General features: G+C 70.1%; 17 protein-coding genes. 4 read left to right on the top strand and 13 right to left on the bottom strand.

The genetic code is table 11. The annotated features are described in order from the left end of the window. Positions 1-2: 2 nt before the first annotated feature. Genes nuoL through ACZ7EC_RS16465 form a run of 12 tightly spaced genes read right to left on the bottom strand, consistent with a single transcriptional unit; the run spans position 3 to position 12,826 of the window. Entirely contained in the window at positions 3-1,949 is a 1,947-nt protein-coding gene (nuoL, locus tag ACZ7EC_RS16520) for an NADH-quinone oxidoreductase subunit L (RefSeq protein WP_471063094.1), read from the bottom strand. Positions 1,950-1,964: 15 nt separating this feature from the next. Then, the gene (gene nuoK, locus ACZ7EC_RS16515) at positions 1,965-2,264 is read right to left on the bottom strand and encodes an NADH-quinone oxidoreductase subunit NuoK (protein WP_145482596.1); all 300 of its coding nucleotides are present in this window, start codon (positions 2,262-2,264) and stop codon (positions 1,965-1,967) included. Then, positions 2,261-3,103, bottom strand: a complete 843-nt coding sequence (locus tag ACZ7EC_RS16510; RefSeq protein ID WP_471063093.1) for an NADH-quinone oxidoreductase subunit J — start codon at positions 3,101-3,103, stop codon at positions 2,261-2,263. The genes nuoK and ACZ7EC_RS16510 overlap by 4 nt, the downstream gene beginning before the upstream one ends. Further along, positions 3,100-3,732, bottom strand: a complete 633-nt coding sequence (gene nuoI / locus ACZ7EC_RS16505; protein WP_397984589.1) for an NADH-quinone oxidoreductase subunit NuoI — start codon at positions 3,730-3,732, stop codon at positions 3,100-3,102. The genes ACZ7EC_RS16510 and nuoI overlap by 4 nt, the downstream gene beginning before the upstream one ends. Next, positions 3,725-5,113, bottom strand: a complete 1,389-nt coding sequence (gene nuoH / locus ACZ7EC_RS16500) for an NADH-quinone oxidoreductase subunit NuoH (RefSeq protein ID WP_471063092.1) — start codon at positions 5,111-5,113, stop codon at positions 3,725-3,727. The genes nuoI and nuoH overlap by 8 nt, the downstream gene beginning before the upstream one ends. After that, positions 5,110-7,614, bottom strand: coding sequence for an NADH-quinone oxidoreductase subunit G (locus ACZ7EC_RS16495; protein WP_471063090.1), 2,505 nt, complete (start codon positions 7,612-7,614; stop codon positions 5,110-5,112). Before ACZ7EC_RS16495 ends, nuoH begins: the two co-directional genes overlap by 4 nt. After that, positions 7,611-8,960, bottom strand: coding sequence for an NADH-quinone oxidoreductase subunit NuoF (gene nuoF / locus ACZ7EC_RS16490; protein ID WP_471063088.1), 1,350 nt, complete (start codon positions 8,958-8,960; stop codon positions 7,611-7,613). The genes ACZ7EC_RS16495 and nuoF overlap by 4 nt, the downstream gene beginning before the upstream one ends. Further along, positions 8,957-9,826 carry an NADH-quinone oxidoreductase subunit NuoE gene (gene nuoE / locus ACZ7EC_RS16485; RefSeq protein ID WP_471063087.1) on the bottom strand — a complete coding sequence of 290 codons (870 nt, stop codon included), beginning with the start codon at positions 9,824-9,826 and terminating at the stop codon, positions 8,957-8,959. Before nuoE ends, nuoF begins: the two co-directional genes overlap by 4 nt. After that, complete coding sequence (locus tag ACZ7EC_RS16480; RefSeq protein ID WP_471063085.1) at positions 9,823-11,145, bottom strand: NADH-quinone oxidoreductase subunit D; 1,323 nt, start codon at positions 11,143-11,145, stop codon at positions 9,823-9,825. The genes nuoE and ACZ7EC_RS16480 overlap by 4 nt, the downstream gene beginning before the upstream one ends. Continuing rightward, complete coding sequence (locus tag ACZ7EC_RS16475) at positions 11,142-11,900, bottom strand: NADH-quinone oxidoreductase subunit C (RefSeq protein WP_471063083.1); 759 nt, start codon at positions 11,898-11,900, stop codon at positions 11,142-11,144. The genes ACZ7EC_RS16480 and ACZ7EC_RS16475 overlap by 4 nt, the downstream gene beginning before the upstream one ends. Beyond that, the gene (locus ACZ7EC_RS16470) at positions 11,897-12,451 is read right to left on the bottom strand and encodes a NuoB/complex I 20 kDa subunit family protein (protein ID WP_397984596.1); all 555 of its coding nucleotides are present in this window, start codon (positions 12,449-12,451) and stop codon (positions 11,897-11,899) included. Before ACZ7EC_RS16470 ends, ACZ7EC_RS16475 begins: the two co-directional genes overlap by 4 nt. Positions 12,452-12,466: 15 nt before the next feature. Beyond that, positions 12,467-12,826, bottom strand: a complete 360-nt coding sequence (locus ACZ7EC_RS16465) for an NADH-quinone oxidoreductase subunit A (protein ID WP_030494815.1) — start codon at positions 12,824-12,826, stop codon at positions 12,467-12,469. 704 nt (positions 12,827-13,530) lie between these two features. Here ACZ7EC_RS16465 and ACZ7EC_RS16460 point away from each other — a divergent pair. Beyond that, entirely contained in the window at positions 13,531-14,361 is an 831-nt protein-coding gene (locus ACZ7EC_RS16460) for a C40 family peptidase (protein WP_471063081.1), read from the top strand. A gap of 152 nt (positions 14,362-14,513) precedes the next feature. Next, positions 14,514-15,137: a peptide deformylase gene (gene def, locus ACZ7EC_RS16455; protein WP_471063080.1), complete on the top strand. Its 624-nt coding sequence runs from the start codon at positions 14,514-14,516 to the stop codon at positions 15,135-15,137. Here def and ACZ7EC_RS16450 read toward each other — a convergent pair whose 3' ends face one another. Further along, positions 15,138-16,421 carry a geranylgeranyl reductase family protein gene (locus ACZ7EC_RS16450; protein WP_471063078.1) on the bottom strand — a complete coding sequence of 428 codons (1,284 nt, stop codon included), beginning with the start codon at positions 16,419-16,421 and terminating at the stop codon, positions 15,138-15,140. Positions 16,422-16,518: 97 nt separating this feature from the next. On the opposite strand from ACZ7EC_RS16450, the gene ACZ7EC_RS16445 reads away from it, so the two are divergent. Beyond that, positions 16,519-17,049: a GNAT family N-acetyltransferase gene (locus tag ACZ7EC_RS16445; protein ID WP_471063076.1), complete on the top strand. Its 531-nt coding sequence runs from the start codon at positions 16,519-16,521 to the stop codon at positions 17,047-17,049. A 109-nt stretch (positions 17,050-17,158) separates the two neighbouring features. Continuing rightward, complete coding sequence (locus ACZ7EC_RS16440) at positions 17,159-17,467, top strand: PASTA domain-containing protein (RefSeq protein WP_471063610.1); 309 nt, start codon at positions 17,159-17,161, stop codon at positions 17,465-17,467.

Genomic DNA, 17,467 nt, shown 5'->3' with positions numbered 1-17,467 from the left:
TATCAGACCGCCCTCATCAGCAGGGTCGCGGCGACCAGGAGGGCCGCGCCGCCGAACATCGAGACCGCGTAGGAGCGGGCGAAGCCGTTCTGGAGCCGGCGCAGCCGCCCGGACAGGCCGCCGAAGCCGGCCGCCGCGCCGTTGACGACCCCGTCGACCAGGCTGTGGTCGACGTAGACCAGCGAGCGCGTGAGGTGTTCGCCGCCGCGCACCAGGACCACGTGGTTGAAGTCGTCCTGGAGGAGGTCGCGGCGGGCCGCGCGGGTGAGCAGGGAGCCGCGCGGAGCGAGCGCCGGGACGGGCTTCCGGCCGTACTGCGCCCAGGCGATGCCCACGCCGATCACCAGGCAGACCATGGTGGCGATGGTGACCTCCCCGGCGCTGACCGGGGAGTGGCCCTCGCTGTGTCCGGTGACCGGCTCCAGCCACTTCAGGAAGCGGTCGCCGACGCTGAAGAAGGCACCGCCGAAGACCGAGCCGACGGCCAGCACGATCATCGGGATCGTCATGACCTTCGGGGATTCGTGCGGATGCGGCTCGGCGTGTTCGCCGCGGTGCTCGGCGGCGGGCTCGGCGCTCGGGGCCTCGGGCGACCGGGTCGCCCGGTCGCGCCAGCGCTCCTCGCCGAAGAACGTCATCAGCATCACGCGCGTCATGTAGAACGCGGTGATGGCCGCGCCCACCAGGGCCGCGCCGCCGAGGATCCAGCCCTCGGTGCCGCCCTTGGCGAAGGCCGCCTCGATGATCTTGTCCTTGGAGAAGAAGCCGGACAGGCCCGGAAAGCCGATGATGGCGAGGTAGCCGAGGCCGAAGGTGACGAAGGTGACCGGCATGTACCTGCGCAGGCCGCCGAACTTGCGCATGTCGACCTCGTCGTTCATGCCGTGCATCACGGAGCCCGCGCCGAGGAACAGCCCGGCCTTGAAGAAGCCGTGGGTCACCAGGTGCATGATCGCGAAGACGTAGCCGATGGGGCCGAGGCCCGCGGCCAGCACCATGTAGCCGATCTGCGACATGGTCGAACCGGCCAGCGCCTTCTTGATGTCGTCCTTGGCGCAACCGACGATCGCACCGAACAGCAGCGTGACCGCGCCCACCACGGTGACGGCGAGCTGGGCGTCCGGCGCCGCGTTGAACACGGCCGCCGAGCGGACGATCAGATAGACGCCCGCGGTCACCATGGTCGCCGCGTGGATCAGGGCCGAGACCGGGGTCGGGCCCTCCATCGCGTCCCCGAGCCAGGACTGGAGCGGCACCTGGGCGGACTTGCCGCACGCGGCGAGCAGCAGCATCAGCCCGATCGCCGTGAGCTTGCCCTGAGAGGCGCCGTCGGCGTGGGCGAAGACCGGGCCGAAGGCGAAGGTGCCGAAGGTGGTGAACATCAGCATGATCGCGATCGACAGGCCCATGTCGCCGACGCGGTTGACCAGGAACGCCTTCTTGGCGGCCGTGGCGGCGCTGGGCTTGTGCTGCCAGAAGCCGATCAGCAGGTAGGAGGCGAGGCCCACGCCCTCCCAGCCGACGTACAGCAGCAGGTAGTTGTCGGCGAGGACGAGCAGCAGCATCGCCGCGAGGAACAGGTTCAGATAGCCGAAGAAGCGGCGGCGCCGTTCGTCGTGCGCCATGTAGCCGACCGAGTACAGATGGATCAGCGAGCCGACACCGGTGATCAGCAGGACGAAGGTCATCGACAGCTGGTCGAGGCGGAAGGTGACGTCCGCCTGGAAGCTCTCGACCGGGATCCAGGTCCACAAATGCTGGATCAGCGTGCGGTGTTCGGCGTTCTTGCCGAGCAGGTCGGCGAAGAGGACCAGGCCGACGGCGAAGGACGCGGTCGACAGCAGGGTGCCGATCCAGTGGCCGACGCGGTCCAGGCGCCGGCCGCCGACCAGGAGGACGGCCGCTCCGAGCAGGGGCGCCGCGATCAGCAGCGCGATCAGTTTCTCCACGATTCTCCCGACCCCTTACAGCTTCATCAGGCTGGCGTCGTCGACCGAGGCCGAGTGGCGGGCACGGAACAGCGACACGATGATCGCGAGACCGACCACGACCTCCGCGGCGGCGACGACCATCGTGAAGAAGGCGATGACCTGGCCGTCCAGGTTGCCGTGCAGCCGGGAGAAGGTGACGAACGCGAGGTTGCAGGCGTTCAGCATCAGCTCGACGCACATGAAGACCACGATGGCGTTGCGCCGGATCAGCACGCCGGTGGCGCCGATCGTGAACAGCAGGGCCGCCAGATACAGGTAGTTGACCGGGTTCACTTCGACGCCTCCTCGGGCCGCTTGAACGTCTCCGGTTCGATCGGCGTCCGCTCCAGGCGGTCCTCGGAACGCTGCTCCAGCGCCCGCAGATCGTTGATGGCCTGCGTGGACACGTCCCGGATCTGGCCGCGTTCGCGCAGCGTCTTGCTGACGGTCAGCTCGGAGGGGGTGCCGTCGGGGAGCAGGCCCGCGATGTCCACCGCGTTGTGCCGGGCGTAGACACCCGGCGCGGGCAGCGGCGGTACGTGCTTGCCCTCGCGGACGCGCTGTTCGGCCAGCTCCCGCTGGGTCTTGGCGCGCTCGGTGCGCTCGCGGTGGGTGAGCACCATGGCGCCGACTGCGGCCGTGATCAGCAGGGCGCCGGTGATCTCGAAGGCGAAGACGTACTTGGTGAAGATGAGGGCGGCCAGGCCCTCCACATTGCCGTCGGCGTTCGCCTGGCCGGTGCCCGCGAAGTCCTTCAGGGAGGCGTTGGCGATCCCGGCGAGCAGCAGCACGCCGAAGCCGGCCCCGCACAGCAGGGCCAGCCAGCGCTGGCCCTTGATCGTCTCCTTCAGCGAGTCCGCGGCGGTGACGCCGACGAGCATCACCACGAACAGGAACAGCATCATGATCGCGCCCGTGTAGACGACGATCTGCACGACTCCCAGGAAGTAGGCGCCGTTGGCGAGGTAGAACACCGCCAGGACGATCATGGTCCCGGCGAGGCTGAGCGCGCTGTGCACGGCCTTCTTCATGAAGACGGTGCACAGGGCACCGATCACCGCGACGGTGCCGAGGACCCAGAACTGGAACGCCTCACCGGTGGAGGTCGTGTAGGCGGCGAGCTGCGCGCTCATGCGTCCACCTCCTGGTCCGCTTCCGTGCCGGCGCCGGAGCCCTCTTCCCCGGCGGTCTCCCCCTTGGAGACGGCGGTCTGGCGGACCGTGCCGGGCGCGGCCTGGGTGACCAGGCCCCGGTAGTAGTCCTCCTCGGTGGTGCCCGGAAAGATGGAGTGCGGGGTGTCGACCATGCCCTCGTCGAGGCCGGCCAGCAGCTGTTCCTTGGTGTAGATGAGGTTCGCGCGGCTGGAGTCGGCCAGTTCGAACTCGTTGGTCATCGTCAGCGCGCGCGTCGGGCACGCCTCGATGCACAGCCCGCACAGGATGCAGCGGGCGTAGTTGATCTGGTAGACGCGGCCGTAGCGCTCGCCCGGCGAGTAGCGTTCCTCGTCGGTGTTGTCGGCGCCCTCCACATAGATGGCGTCGGCGGGGCAGGCCCAGGCACACAGCTCGCAGCCGACGCACTTCTCCAGGCCGTCCGGATGGCGGTTGAGCTGGTGCCGTCCGTGGAAGCGGGGAGCGGTGGTCTTCTTCTGCTCCGGGTACTGCTCGGTCAGCCGCTTCTTGAACATGGCCTTGAAGGTCACGCCGAAGCCGGCCACGGGGTTCTGGAAACCGGGCTTGATCTCCTTGGGCTCCTCAGCCATCGGACGCCTCCTTTCCATCCGAAGTTCCGTCCGAAGCACGCCCGGACGATCCGTCACTCACAGTGTCGGTCCCGCCACTGACAATCAGCTCCCGCTCCCTGCGCGGGCGGCGCCTGGGCACCGGCGGCAGTTCCTGTCCGGGCAGCGGCGGTACCGGGAACCCGCCCGCCATCGGGTCGAACCCGCTCTCGCCGGCGGCGGTCCGCTCGGCCGTCTGCGCCTTCTCGCGGAAGATGTCGGCGATGAAGGAGATCAGCAGCAGGGCGAGCACCCCGCCGCCCACGTAGAGGGCGATGTCCGCGAAGTCGTAGTGCTCGTTGCGCAGCGCCCGCACGGACGCGACCAGCATCAGCCAGGTCACCGAGACCGGGATGAGGACCTTCCAGCCGAGCTTCATCAGCTGGTCGTAGCGGACGCGGGGCAGGGTGCCGCGCAGCCAGATGAAGAAGAACAGCAGCAGCTGCACCTTGACGACGAACCAGAGCATCGGCCACCAGCCGTGGTTCGCGCCCTCCCAGAAGGTGCTGATCGGCCAGGGAGCCCGCCAGCCGCCGAGGAAGAGGGTGGTGGAGACGGCGGAGACCGTCACCATGTTCACGTACTCGGCGAGCATGAACATCGCGAACTTGATGGACGAGTACTCGGTGTTGAAGCCGCCCACCAGGTCGCCCTCGGACTCCGGCATGTCGAAGGGGGCGCGGTTGGTCTCGCCGACCATGGTGACGATGTACAGGAGGAAGGAGACCGGCAGCAGCAGGATGTACCAGCGGTCGTGCTGCTGGGCCACGATGGTCGACGTCGACATGGAGCCGGAGTAGAGGAACACCGAGGCGAACGCGGCGCCCATGGCGATCTCGTAGGAGATCATCTGCGCGCAGGAGCGCAGACCGCCGAGGAGCGGATACGTGGAGCCGGAGCTCCAGCCGGCCAGGACGATGCCGTAGATGCCGACCGAGGCGACCGCGAGGATGTAGAGCATCGCGATCGGCAGGTCGGTGAGCTGCATCGTCGTACGGGTGCCGAAGATGGAGATCTCGTGGTCGGCGGGGCCGAACGGGATCACCGCGATCGCCATGAAGGCCGGGATGGCCGCCACGATCGGCGCGAGGACGTAGACCACCTTGTCCGCGCGGCGGACGATCAGGTCCTCCTTGAGCATCAGTTTCACGCCGTCGGCGAGCGACTGGAGCATGCCCCAGGGGCCGTGCCGGTTGGGCCCGATGCGCAACTGCATCCAGGCGACGACCTTGCGCTCCCAGACGATGGAGAACAGCACGGTCACCATCAGGAAGGCGAAGCAGAAGACGGCCTTGACGACGACCAGCCACCAGGGGTCGCGGCCGAACATCGAGAGGTCTTCAGCGGCGAGGTACGGGCTCATGCCTCCACCTCCTTGGGGGCCGTCACGGCGGGGGCCGCCGGGCCGATGCGGACGAGGTTGCCGGGCTGTGCCCCGGTGTCGGAGGCGACGCCGCCGCCGGCGGAGTTCAGCGGGAGCCAGACCACCCGGTCCGGCATCTCGCTGACCTGGAGCGGGAGTTCGACGGTCCCGGCGGGGCCGGTGACGGCGAGGCGATCGCCGTCCGCGACGCCCGCCTCGGCGGCCGTGGCGGCCGACAGGCGGGCGCGGGCGGCGTGCCGGGTGCCGGCCAGCGCCTCGTCGCCCTCCTGGAGGAGGCCCTGGTCGAGCAGCAGCCGGTGGCCCGCGAGCACGGCCTCCCCGGCGGCCGGGCGGGGCACTGCGCCCGCCGGTTCCCGCGGCTCGGTGGCGTACGGGCCGTCCCAGGAGCCGAGCCGGTCGATCTCCGCGCGGATGGTGCGCAGGTCCGGCAGCCCGAGATGGGCGTCCATGGCGTCGGCCAGCATGTGCAGCACCCGCGCGTCGGTCGGGGCGAGGCGGCGCGTCATCTGGTCCGGCTTGAGCGCGGCCTCGAAGAAGCGGACCCTGCCCTCCCAGTCGAGGAAGGAGCCGGCCTTCTCGGCGACCGCGGCGACCGGCAGCACCACGTCGGCGCGCTCGGTGACCTCGCTGGGCCGCAGCTCCAGCGAGACCAGGAAGCCGACCTGGTCCAGCGCCTCGCGGGCACGGGCCGGGTCGGGCAGGTCGGCGACCTCGACGCCCGCGACGACCAGGGCCGCCAGCGCGCCGGTCGCGGCGGCCTCGAGGATCCGCTCGGTGGCGCGGCCGTAGCCCAGCGGGAGTTCGGACAGGCCCCAGGCGGCGGCCACCTCGTCGCGGGCGCGCGGGTCGGTCGCCGGGCGGCCGCCCGGCAGCAGCGCGGGCAGCGCACCGACCTCCAGGGCGCCGCGCTCCCCGGCCCGGCGCGGGATCCACACCAGCCGGGCGCCGGTCGCGGTGGCGGCCCGTACGGCGGCGGTGAACCCGCCGGCGACCGAGGCCAGCCGCTCGCCTACGACGATGACGGCGCCCTCGCCGCGCAGCGCCTCGGCGGCGCGGGTGCCGGGCGCCTCCAGGCCCACGCCGCTCGCGAGCGCGTCCAGCCACTCGGTCTCGGTGCCGGGCGCGGCCGGCAGCAGGGTGCCGCCCGCCTTCTCGAGGCCGCGGGTCGCGTGCGTGGCCAGCGAGAACACCAGCTGCCCGTGCCTCCGCCAGGCCTTGCGCAGCCGCAGGAAGACGCCGGGCGCCTCCTCCTCCGACTCGAACCCGACGAGCAGGACCGCGGGCGCCTTCTCCAGCAGGGAGTACGTGACCCCCGTACCGTCCAGGTCCCGGCCGCGGCCGGCCACCGTGGCGGCGAGGAAGGCCGCCTCCTCCGCGCTGTGCACCCGTGCGCGGAAATCGATGTCGTTGGTGTCCAGGGCGACCCGCGCGAATTTGCTGTACGCGTAGGCGTCCTCCACGGTCAGCCGGCCGCCGGTCAGCACGGCGGCACGGGAGCGGGCGGCGGTCAGACCGCGCGCGGCGGCCGCCAGCGCCTCCGGCCAGGACGCGGGCTCCAGGACGCCTCCGGCATTGCGCACCAGCGGCGTGTCGAGGCGGTCCCTGAGCTGGGCGTAGCGGAAGCCGAAGCGCCCCTTGTCGCAGATCCACTCCTCGTTGACCTCGGGGTCGTTGGCCGCGAGCCGCCGCATGACCTTGCCGCGCCGGTGGTCGGTGCGGGTGGCGCAGCCGCCCGCGCAGTGCTCGCACACCGAGGGCGAGGAGACCAGGTCGAAGGGGCGGGAGCGGAAGCGGTACGCCGCCGAGGTGAGCGCTCCCACGGGGCAGATCTGGATGGTGTTCCCGGAGAAGTACGACTCGAAGGGGTCGCCTTCGCCGGTGCCGACCTGCTGGAGCGCGCCCCGCTCGATCAGCTCGATCATCGGGTCGCCCGCGATCTGGTTCGAGAAGCGGGTGCAGCGCGCGCACAGCACGCAGCGTTCGCGGTCCAGGAGCACCTGGGTGGAGATCGGGACCGGCTTCTCGTAGGTGCGCTTGCGGCCCTCGAAGCGGGAGTCCGCGTTGCCGTGCGACATGGCCTGGTTCTGCAGCGGGCACTCGCCGCCCTTGTCGCAGACCGGGCAGTCCAGCGGGTGGTTGATGAGCAGCAGCTCCATCACCCCGTGCTGGGCCTTCTCGGCGACCGGGGAGGTCAGCTGGGTGCGCACCACCATGCCGTCGGTGCAGGTGATGGTGCAGGAGGCCATCGGCTTGCGCTGGCCCTCCACCTCCACGATGCACTGCCGGCAGGCGCCGGCCGGGTCCAGCAGCGGGTGGTCGCAGAAGCGGGGGATCTCGATGCCGAGCTGTTCGGCGGCCCGGATGACCAGGGTGCCCTTGGGCACGCTGATCTCGATGCCGTCGATCGTCAGCGTGACGAGGTCTTCCGGCGGGAGGGCCGCCTCTCCGCCACCCGCGGGGGCGTTGGTGGTCACGGTCATGCGTTCACCTCCGGGCGGTCCGCCCAGGCCGTCGACTTGGCCGGGTCGAAGGGGCAGCCCCGGCCCGTGATGTGCTGCTCGTACTCCTCGCGGAAGTACTTCAGCGAGGAGAAGATCGGGGAGGCCGCGCCGTCGCCGAGGGCGCAGAAGGACTTGCCGTTGATGTTGTCGGCGATGTCCGCGAGCTTGTCCAGGTCGGACTTGGCTCCCTTGCCCGCCTCGATGTCCCGCAGCAACTGCACCAGCCAGTACGTCCCTTCGCGGCAGGGCGTGCACTTGCCGCAGGACTCGTGGGCGTAGAACTCGGTCCAGCGGGTGACCGCGCGGACCACGCAGGTGGTCTCGTCGAAGCACTGGAGGGCCTTGGTGCCGAGCATGGAGCCGGCGGCGCCGACGCCCTCGTAGTCGAGCGGCACATCCAGGTGTTCGGCGGTGAACATCGGCGTGGAGGAGCCGCCCGGCGTCCAGAACTTCAGCCGGTGCCCCGGCCGCATCCCGCCGCTCATCTCCAGGAGCTGGCGCAGGGTGACGCCGAGCGGGGCCTCGTACTGGCCGGGGCTCGCGACGTGGCCGCTGAGCGAGTAGAGCGTGAAGCCCGGCGACTTCTCGCTGCCCATCGCCCTGAACCACTCTTTCCCGTTCTTCAGGATCGCGGGAACCGAGGCGATGGACTCGACGTTGTTCACCACGGTGGGGCAGGCGTAGAGCCCCTCGACGGCGGGGAAGGGGGGACGCAGCCGCGGCTGGCCGCGGCGGCCTTCGAGCGAGTCGAGCAGCGCGGTCTCCTCGCCGCAGATGTACGCGCCGGCGCCGGCGTGCACGGTGACGTCGAGGTTCAGACCGCTGCCGAGGATGTTCTCGCCGAGGTACCCGGCCGCGTAGGCCTCGCGCACGGCCTCGTGCAAGCGGCGCAGGACCGGGACCACTTCACCCCGGAGGTAGATGAAGGCATGCGACGACCGGATGGCGTAGCACGCGATCACGATCCCCTCGATGAGGCTGTGCGGGTTCGCGTACAGGAGCGGGATGTCCTTGCAGGTGCCCGGCTCCGACTCGTCGGCGTTGACGACGAGATAGTGCGGCTTGCCGTCGCCCTGCGGGATGAACTGCCACTTCATGCCGGTCGGGAAGCCGGCGCCGCCGCGACCGCGCAGCCCGGATTCCTTGACGTAGGCGATCAGGTCGTCCGGTGGCATGGCGAGCGCCTTGCGCAGCCCCTCGTACCCCTCGTGCCGCCGGTAGACGTCCAGGGACCAGGAGCGGTCCTCGTCCCAGAAGGCCGACAGCACCGGTGCGAGCAGCTTCTCCGGGCTGGAGTCCTTGAGTTCTGCTGCCACGCTCATCACTCCCCCTCCTCGGCGGCGGGCCCTGCCGGGTGGGCGGGGTCGGAGGCCGACGTCTGGTGCGGCGCGTCATGGGAACTGAGGTGTTCGGCCGGCGACGGCTCGTGCACCGCGGTCCCCGCCTCGTCGTGCGGACCGCCGTCCCGTGGATGGACCACGCGCGCGGGCTCCGACTCGCCCTTGGCCAGGCGCAGTCCGACCAGCGAGGCGGGTCCGGCGCTGCCACCCTCCTCGACGGCTCCGGGCCGCGGGTCCGGGAAGCCGGCCAGGATGCGGGCGGTCTCCTTGAAGGTGCACAGCCGCGCCCCGCGGGTGGGCTGTACGGCCCGTCCGGCGCGCAGGTCGTCCACCAGGTGCCGGGCGCTGGTGGGCGTCTGGTTGTCGAAGAACTCCCAGTTGACCATCACGACCGGCGCGAAGTCGCAGGCCGCGTTGCACTCGATGTGCTCCAGGGTGACCTTGCCGTCCTCGGTGGTCTCCCCGTTGCCCACGCCCAGGTGTTCCTGGAGGGATTCGAAGATCGCGTCGCCGCCCATCACCGCGCACAGCGTGTTGGTGCACACCCCGACCTGGTAGTCGCCGGAGGGGCGGCGCCGGTACATGGTGTAGAAGGTGGCCACCGCGGTGACCTCGGCCGTGGTCAGGCCGAGCGTCTCCGCGCAGAAGCGCAATCCGGTGCGCGTGACATGGCCCTCCTCGGACTGCACGAGGTGGAGCAGCGGCAGCAGGGCGGAGCGGGAGTCCGGGTAGCGGGCGACGATCTCGCGCGCGTCGGCCGCCAGCCGCTCCCGTACGTCGTCCGGGTAGGCGGGCGCGGGCGGTTCGGGCATGCCCAGGCTGACGCCGCGCTCCGAAGAAGAGGTGGTCACCGGTCGACGCCTCCCATCACGGGGTCGATGGACGCGACGGCGACGATCACGTCGGCGACCTGGCCGCCCTCGCACATCGCCGCCATGGCCTGAAGATTGGTGAAGGACGGGTCGCGGAAGTGGACCCGGTAGGGGCGGGTGCCGCCGTCGGACACGGCGTGCACGCCGAGTTCGCCCTTGGGGGACTCGACGGCCGCGTACGCCTGGCCCGGCGGGACCCGGAAGCCCTCGGTGACCAGCTTGAAGTGGTGGATCAGGGCCTCCATGGAGGTGCCCATGATCTTCTTGATGTGGTCGAGGGAGTTGCCGAGTCCGTCCGGGCCGAGGGCCAGCTGGGCGGGCCAGGCGATCTTCTTGTCGGCGACCATGACCGGACCGGGCGCCAGCCGGTCCAGGCACTGTTCGATGATCCCGAGCGACTGGCGCATCTCCTCCAGGCGGATCAGGAAGCGGCCGTAGGCGTCGCAGCTGTCGGCGGTCGGGACCTCGAAGTCGTACGTCTCGTAGCCGCAGTACGGCTGGGCCTTGCGCAGGTCGTGCGGCAGGCCGGTGGCGCGCAGGATGGGGCCGGTGGCGCCGAGCGCCATGCAGCCGGCCAGGTCGAGGTAGCCGATGTCGCCCATGCGGGCCTTGAAGATGGGGTTCCCGGTGGCGAGCTTGTCGTACTCCGGGAGGTTGCGGCGCATCTTCTTGACGAACTCGCGGATCTGGTCGACCGCGCCGGGCGGCAGGTCCTGGGCGAGTCCGCCGGGGCGGATGTACGCGTGGTTCATCCGCAGGCCGGTGATCAGCTCGTAGAGGTCGAGAATCATTTCACGATCACGGAAGCCGTAGATCATGATCGTGGTCGCGCCCAGCTCCATGCCACCGGTGGCGATGCACACCAGGTGGGAGGAGAGCCGGTTCAGCTCCATCAGGAGCACCCGGATGATCTTGGCGCGGTCGGTGATGTCGTCCTCGATGCCGAGGAGTTTCTCGACGGCGAGGCAGTAGGCGGTCTCGTTGAAGAAGGACGTCAGGTAGTCCATGCGCGTGACGAAGGTGGTGCCCTGCGTCCACGTGCGGAATTCGAGGTTCTTCTCGATGCCGGTGTGCAGGTAGCCGATCCCGCAGCGGGCCTCGGTGACCGTCTCGCCGTCGATCTCCAGGATCAGCCGGAGCACCCCGTGGGTGGAGGGGTGCTGGGGACCCATGTTGACGACGATGCGCTCGTCGTCGGAGCGGGCCGCGGACTGGACGACCTCGTCCCAGTCGCCACCGGTGACCGTGTAGACGGTGCCCTCGGTGGTTTCGCGCGCCGATGCGGATTCAGTGCTCACGAGTACGACCTCCGCTGGTCCGGAGCCGGGATCTGGGCGCCCTTGTACTCGACGGGGATGCCGCCGAGCGGGTAGTCCTTGCGCTGCGGGTGGCCCTGCCAGTCGTCCGGCATCATGATCCGGGTCAGGGCCGGGTGGCCGTCGAAGACGATCCCGAAGAAGTCGTACGCCTCGCGTTCGTGCCAGTCGTTGGTGGGATAGACGGACACCAGGGACGGGATGCGCGGGTCGGCGTCGGGGGCGCTGACCTCCAGCCGGATCAGCCGGTTGTGGGTGATCGAGCGCAGGTGGTAGACGGCGTGCAGCTCGCGGCCCTTGTCTCCGGGGTAGTGCACCCCGCTCACCCCGGTGCACAGCTCGAAGCGCAGGGCGGGGTCGTCGCGCAGGGTGCGGGCGACGCGCAGCAGGTGCTCGCGCTCGATGTGGAGGGTGAGTTCGCCGCGGTCGACGACCGTCTTCTCGATCGCGTTGTCCGGTAGCAGGCCCTGTTCCTCCAGGGCGCCTTCCAGCTCGTCCGCGACCTCGTCGAACCAGCCGCCGTAGGGCCGGCTCGCGGGTCCGGGCAGCCGGACCGAGCGGACCAGGCCCCCGTAGCCGGAGGTGTCGCCGCCGTTGTTCGCGCCGAACATGCCGCGCTGGACGCGGATCTCCTCGCCGCCCCGGCCGCGCTGGCCGGGGAGGTTGGAGGCGGAGAGGTCCTTCTCGGGGTTCACCCCGTTCGCCCCGTCGCCGTGGGTGCCGTTCGCGTCGCTCACCGCAGCAGCCCCTTCATCTCGATGGTGGGCAGGGCCTTGAGCGCCGCCTCTTCCGCCTCGCGGGCCGCTTCCTCGGCGTTCACGCCGAGCTTGCCGGACTGGATCTTCTGGTGGAGCTTGAGGATCGCGTCCATCAGCATCTCGGGCCGGGGCGGGCAGCCGGGCAGGTAGATGTCGACCGGCACGATGTGGTCGACGCCCTGGACGATCGCGTAGTTGTTGAACATGCCGCCCGAGGAGGCGCAGACGCCCATGGAGATCACCCACTTGGGGTTGGGCATCTGGTCGTAGACCTGCCGCAGGACCGGCGCCATCTTCTGGCTGACCCGGCCGGCCACGATCATCAGGTCCGCCTGTCGGGGTGAGCCGCGGAACACCTCCATGCCGAAGCGCGCGAGGTCGTAGCGCCCGGCGCCGGTGGTCATCATCTCGATGGCGCAGCAGGCCAGGCCGAAGGTGGCCGGGAAGACGGATGCCTTGCGCACCCAGCCCGCGGCCTGTTCCACGGTGGTCAGCAGGAAGCCGCTCGGCAGCTTTTCTTCGAGTCCCATGTCTGTATTGGCCCCTCAGTCCCATTCCAGGCCGCCGCGCCGCCATACGTACGCGTACGCGACGAAGACGGTGAGCACGAAGAGGAGCATCTCCACGAGCCCGAAAAGCCCCAGGGCGTCGAAGGTGACGGCCCAGGGGTAGAGGAAGACGATCTCGATGTCGAAGACGATGAACAACATCGCCGTCAGGTAGTACTTGATGGGGAAGCGCCCGCCGCCGGCCGGCGTGGGGGTCGGCTCGATGCCGCACTCGTAGGCTTCGAGTTTGGCGCGGTTGTACCGCTTCGGACCGATCAGCGTGGCCATGACCACGGAGAAGATCGCAAAGCCTGCCCCGAGGGCTCCCAGTACGAGGATGGGCGCATACGCGTTCACCGCTCCTCGCTCCTCTCAGTCGGCACTGACTGCTGGCGGTTGGCTGGGCCGATGAAGATCGAGAACATGTGAAGCAGGTCACAAGCCCAACTGCTCCGCATCTTATGCCCGCCGATCTGTGATCTGCGACACGGGGTATTCCACAAGCTTTGTGATCTCCACCACCTGACGAACGATCATCAAGTCGGATGATGGCTGATCTTCATACACGAAGCGTTCAGTTGATCACTAGAAGTGACAATTTCGCCCGTCATCGCAGGCCAACGGGGGCGTCTCAATATCAAGAGAGTTCGCCTGCGTGCAAATTGGCGCTGGTCGCCCGATCTTGATAGAGGGCCGCGTTCACACCTCGGAGGGAGGCGGGAGGCGTGATGTGGACAGGGGTGGACACGTGTGCGCGCGTTCACGAGCCCCGCCCGCGCGGGACGCCGGTCCCCCGGTGACCGTTCCGTGACCTCCGTCACAACCACAGGCGCCTCTCAGGAACCGGGGTTGGCCAATCGCATCAACCGATGGTAGGCGCGGGGCAATTCGGACTTAATGATCAAAGACCGTGATCAAGCCCTTGATCACGGGCGTCCGCAATGTCCGTTACGGCGTCAATAAAGGGCGACACGCCCGAGGTTTGAGGTCTCGATTGAGCAACTGTGGCGCAGCACACGTTTCTTGAAGATATGGAGGAGCCCCTGATACCGGTTGTTCCCATGTCCCACACCGCTCACATACGCAGCCACCGGAAGCCCCGCCGCAGCGCGTCGTCCCTCGCGATGCGGACCGGAGTTGCCGGTGGCGTCCTCAGCACCCTGGCCGTCGCCGGGGCCGCCGGTTCGGCCAGCGCCGCCGAGCCGGTGACGCAGACCCTCGAACTGCCCACCCTGACGGCCGACCTGGCCACCCAGGCCGCCCAGTCCGCGGACGCCACCCAGCAGGCCGCGGCCAACTACCAGCTCCAGGCCGAGCGCGACGCGGCCGCCGCGAAGGCCGCGAAGCAGGCCAAGGCGGACCTCGCCGAGGCCAAGCAGAAGGCGGCCGAGGCCAAGAAGAAGGCCGAGGCGACCGCCCGCGAGGAGGCCGCCGCCCGCGCCTCGCGCGGCACGGCCCGTACGACCCTCGCCGCGAGCGACACCTCCGGCTCCACGGCCACGAGCACCGGCAGCAGCACCGGTTCCTCCACCGCCACCGGTTCCGCCGCGGCCGTCGTCAGCTTCGTCAAGTCGCAGCTGGGCAAGGCGTACGTCTCCGGCGCCACCGGCCCCTCCGCGTACGACTGCTCGGGCCTGGTGCAGACCGCCTTCAAGCAGGTCGGCGTGAGCCTGCCGCGCGTCTCCCAGGACCAGTCGACCGCCGGCACCCAGGTCTCGCTGAGCGACCTCCAGCCGGGCGACATCCTGTACTGGGGCAGCGCGGGCAGCGCGTACCACGTCGCGGTGTACGTGGGCGACGGCATGTTCGTCGGCGCGCAGAACCCGTCCTCCGGCGTCTCGGAGCACCCGCTGTCGTACGACGAGCCGACGGGTGCCGTGCGCGTACTCTGAGGTATCCCGTACCGTTTCGCATACTTGGGGCGCGTTTCGTGCCTCACGCAGGGCCGCAGCCGCTCGGGGGCAGCGGCCCTGCGGCGTCTCCTGGCATCCTCGGGGCGGACCGCCGTACGGCGGTTCCGTCCACGAGTGAAGGAGAAGACGCGATGCCACGCGTGTTCGTACAGGGCGCCCCTGTCGCCGAGTTCCCCCGGTACGCCCCCGAGGCCGGGCGCGGCGCGGTGCGCCGGGTGACCGAGGTCGGCGAGGCGGTGCTGCACAAGCCGTGCCGGGACGTCACGGAGTTCGGGCCCGACCTCGCCGCGCTCATCGACGACATGTTCCGCACGATGTACGTCGCCGAGGGCGCCGGGCTCGCGGCGAATCAGGTCGGTGTCGATCTGCGCCTCTTCGTGTACGACTGCCCCGACGACGACGGAAACCGGCATGTCGGACACATCGTCAACCCCGTGCTGGAAACGCCCCTCGGCGGGCGGCGGCTGCTGGACGAGGGCGAGGGGTGCCTGTCGGTGCCGGGCGCGGTGATGGCGCTGCCGCGGCCCGACCGGGCGGTCGTGCGCGGCCTGGACCGGGACGGGCGCCCGCTCACGGTGGAGGGCACGGGCTACTTCGCGCGCTGCCTCGCGCACGAGACGGATCACACCAACGGGTACATCTATCTCGACCGGTTGACCAAGCGGGAGAAAAAGGACGCCCTGCGGCAGATGGCGGACCGCCGCGACGAGGTGTACGCCCGCCGGTCCGCCAAAGAGGCCGCGCTCAGCGTCTGATCACGCCTTCGGGGTCACCTTCGTCAGGCCGTTGATGATCCGGTCCATCGCGTCGCCGCCGGTCGGGTCGGTCAGGTTGGCCAGGAGTTTGAGGGTGAACTTCATCAGAACCGGGTGGGTCAGGCCGCGCTGGGCGGCGATCTGCATGACCTTGGGGTTGCCGATGAGCTTCACGAAGGCGCGGCCGAGGTTGTAGTAGCCGCCGTAGGTGTCCTTCAGGACGCGCGGGTAGCGCTGGAGGGCGATCTCCCGCTGTGCCGGCGTCGCCCGCGCGTGCGCCTGGACGATGACGTCGGCGGCGATCTGGCCGGACTCCATGGCGTAGGCGATGCCCTCGCCGTTGAAGGGGTTCACCAGGCCGCCGGCGTCGCCGACCAGCAGCAGCCCCTTGGTGTAGTGCGGCTGGCGGTTGAAGGCCATCGGCAGCGCGGCACCGCGGATCGGCCCGGTCATGTTCTCGGGGGTGTAGCCCCAGTCCTCCGGCATGGACGCGCACCAGGCCTTGAGGATCTCCCGCCAGTCCAGTTCCTTGAAGGAGGCGGAGGTGTTGAGGACCCCGAGACCGACGTTGGACGTGCCGTCGCCCATGCCGAAGATCCAGCCGTAGCCGGGCAGCAGCCGCTCCTGCGCGCCGCGCCGGTCCCACAACTCCAGCCAGGACTCCAGGTAGTCGTCGTCATGGCGCGGCGAGGTGAAGTACGTGCGCACCGCGACGCCCATCGGGCGGTCCTCGCGGCGGTGCAGGCCCATCGCCAGGGACAGGCGCGTGGAGTTGCCGTCGGCCGCGACGACGAGCGGCGCGTGATACCTGGCCTCACGCTTCTCCTCGCCGACCTTGGCCGTCACGCCGGTGATGCGGCCGGTGCGCTCGTCCACGATCGGCCCGGAGACATTGCAGCGCTCGTACAGCCGCGCGCCCGCCTTCTGCGCGTTGCGGGCCAGGGTCTCGTCGAAGTCGTCGCGCTTGCGCACGAGTCCGTAGTTCGGGTAGGCCGCGAGATCCGGCCAGTCGAGCTGGAGCCGGGAACCGCCACCGATGATCCGCAGGCCCTTGTTGCGCAGCCAGCCGGCCTCCTCGGAGATGTCGATGCCCATCGCGACGAGCTGCTTGACCGCGCGGGGCGTGAGGCCGTCGCCGCACACCTTCTCGCGCGGGAACTCCGTCTTCTCCAGGAGCAGTACGTCGAGACCGGCCTTGGCCAGGTGGTACGCGGTCGCGGAGCCGGCTGGGCCCGCGCCCACGACGATCACATCGGCGGAGTGGTCGGAGAGGGGCTCGGTCACGGCGGGATCTCCCCAAGTTCGAAATCTGCGTGCCGACCGGCACTGGACATGGGCAGTCTATTCAGCGGAATAGATCACCCGGCTGAAGGGCTGCCCTGTGAACCGACCTCTGCCCGCGATCCGGCTGCGCGTCCCCACCCACGAGGACGCGATCAGCTGGCACCGCCTCTTCGCCGATCCCGAGGTGATGGAGTTCTTCCCCGGCGGCCCCGCCGCGCTGTCGGTGTACGAGGAACTCACCGCGCGCCAGCGGCGGCACGACGCGGAACTCGGCTACTGCCTCTGGACCGTCCTGGACGAGTCCGGCGAGGTCCTCGGCTTCACCGGCGCCCAGCCCTGGCCGCGCGACTGGGGCCCGGTGGGCGAGGTGGAGATCGGCTGGCGGCTCGGCCGGGCGCACTGGGGCAAGGGGTACGTCATCGCCGCCGCGCGGGAGGCCCTGCGGCGGGTGCGGGCGGCGGGGGTGCCGGGGGTGGTGGCGATCGTACGGCCGGGCAACGAGCGTTCCGTGTCGGTGGCCCGGCGGCTCGGCATGCGGTCCGCGGAGACCTACCGGCGCCCGAACCTGGACGAGGAGTCGCTCTGCTTCCGCCTGGACCTCGACTCCGGAGTCAGTGACGCAGCGTAGCCGTCTGTCACAGTACGACACCGAATCCTTCCGGCCGGAGGGCACCGGGGTTACCCTTCCAGTACCGCTGGGGGTGACATCTGTGCACACAACACCCAAAGCACCCGATGTGCGTGTGCCGCGGCTGGTCGGTCTGATGGCCGTGGACGCCCGCGAGACCGCACGGACCCGGGGGCTGTTCCTGACCGCGCCGGACCGCCCGGACTTCCACCGGGCGGTCGTGGACTACGTCGTACGCCAGTACCCGCCGCCCGGAGCGGAGGTGCCGGCGGACTCGGTGGTCTACGTGTGGTTCGACTTCGCGGACGGCGAGGGCGGCGGGGGCGTGCGCGAACCACGCGTCCCCCGGCCGCCGGCGGGCGGGCTCCAGCGGGAACTGCGGGAGGCGGGGGACGCGTTCGAGACGATCGGCCGGTGA

The organism is Streptomyces sp. NPDC037203 (genome assembly GCF_055605065.1).
This window is presented reverse-complemented; position numbering and strand designations above follow the sequence as displayed.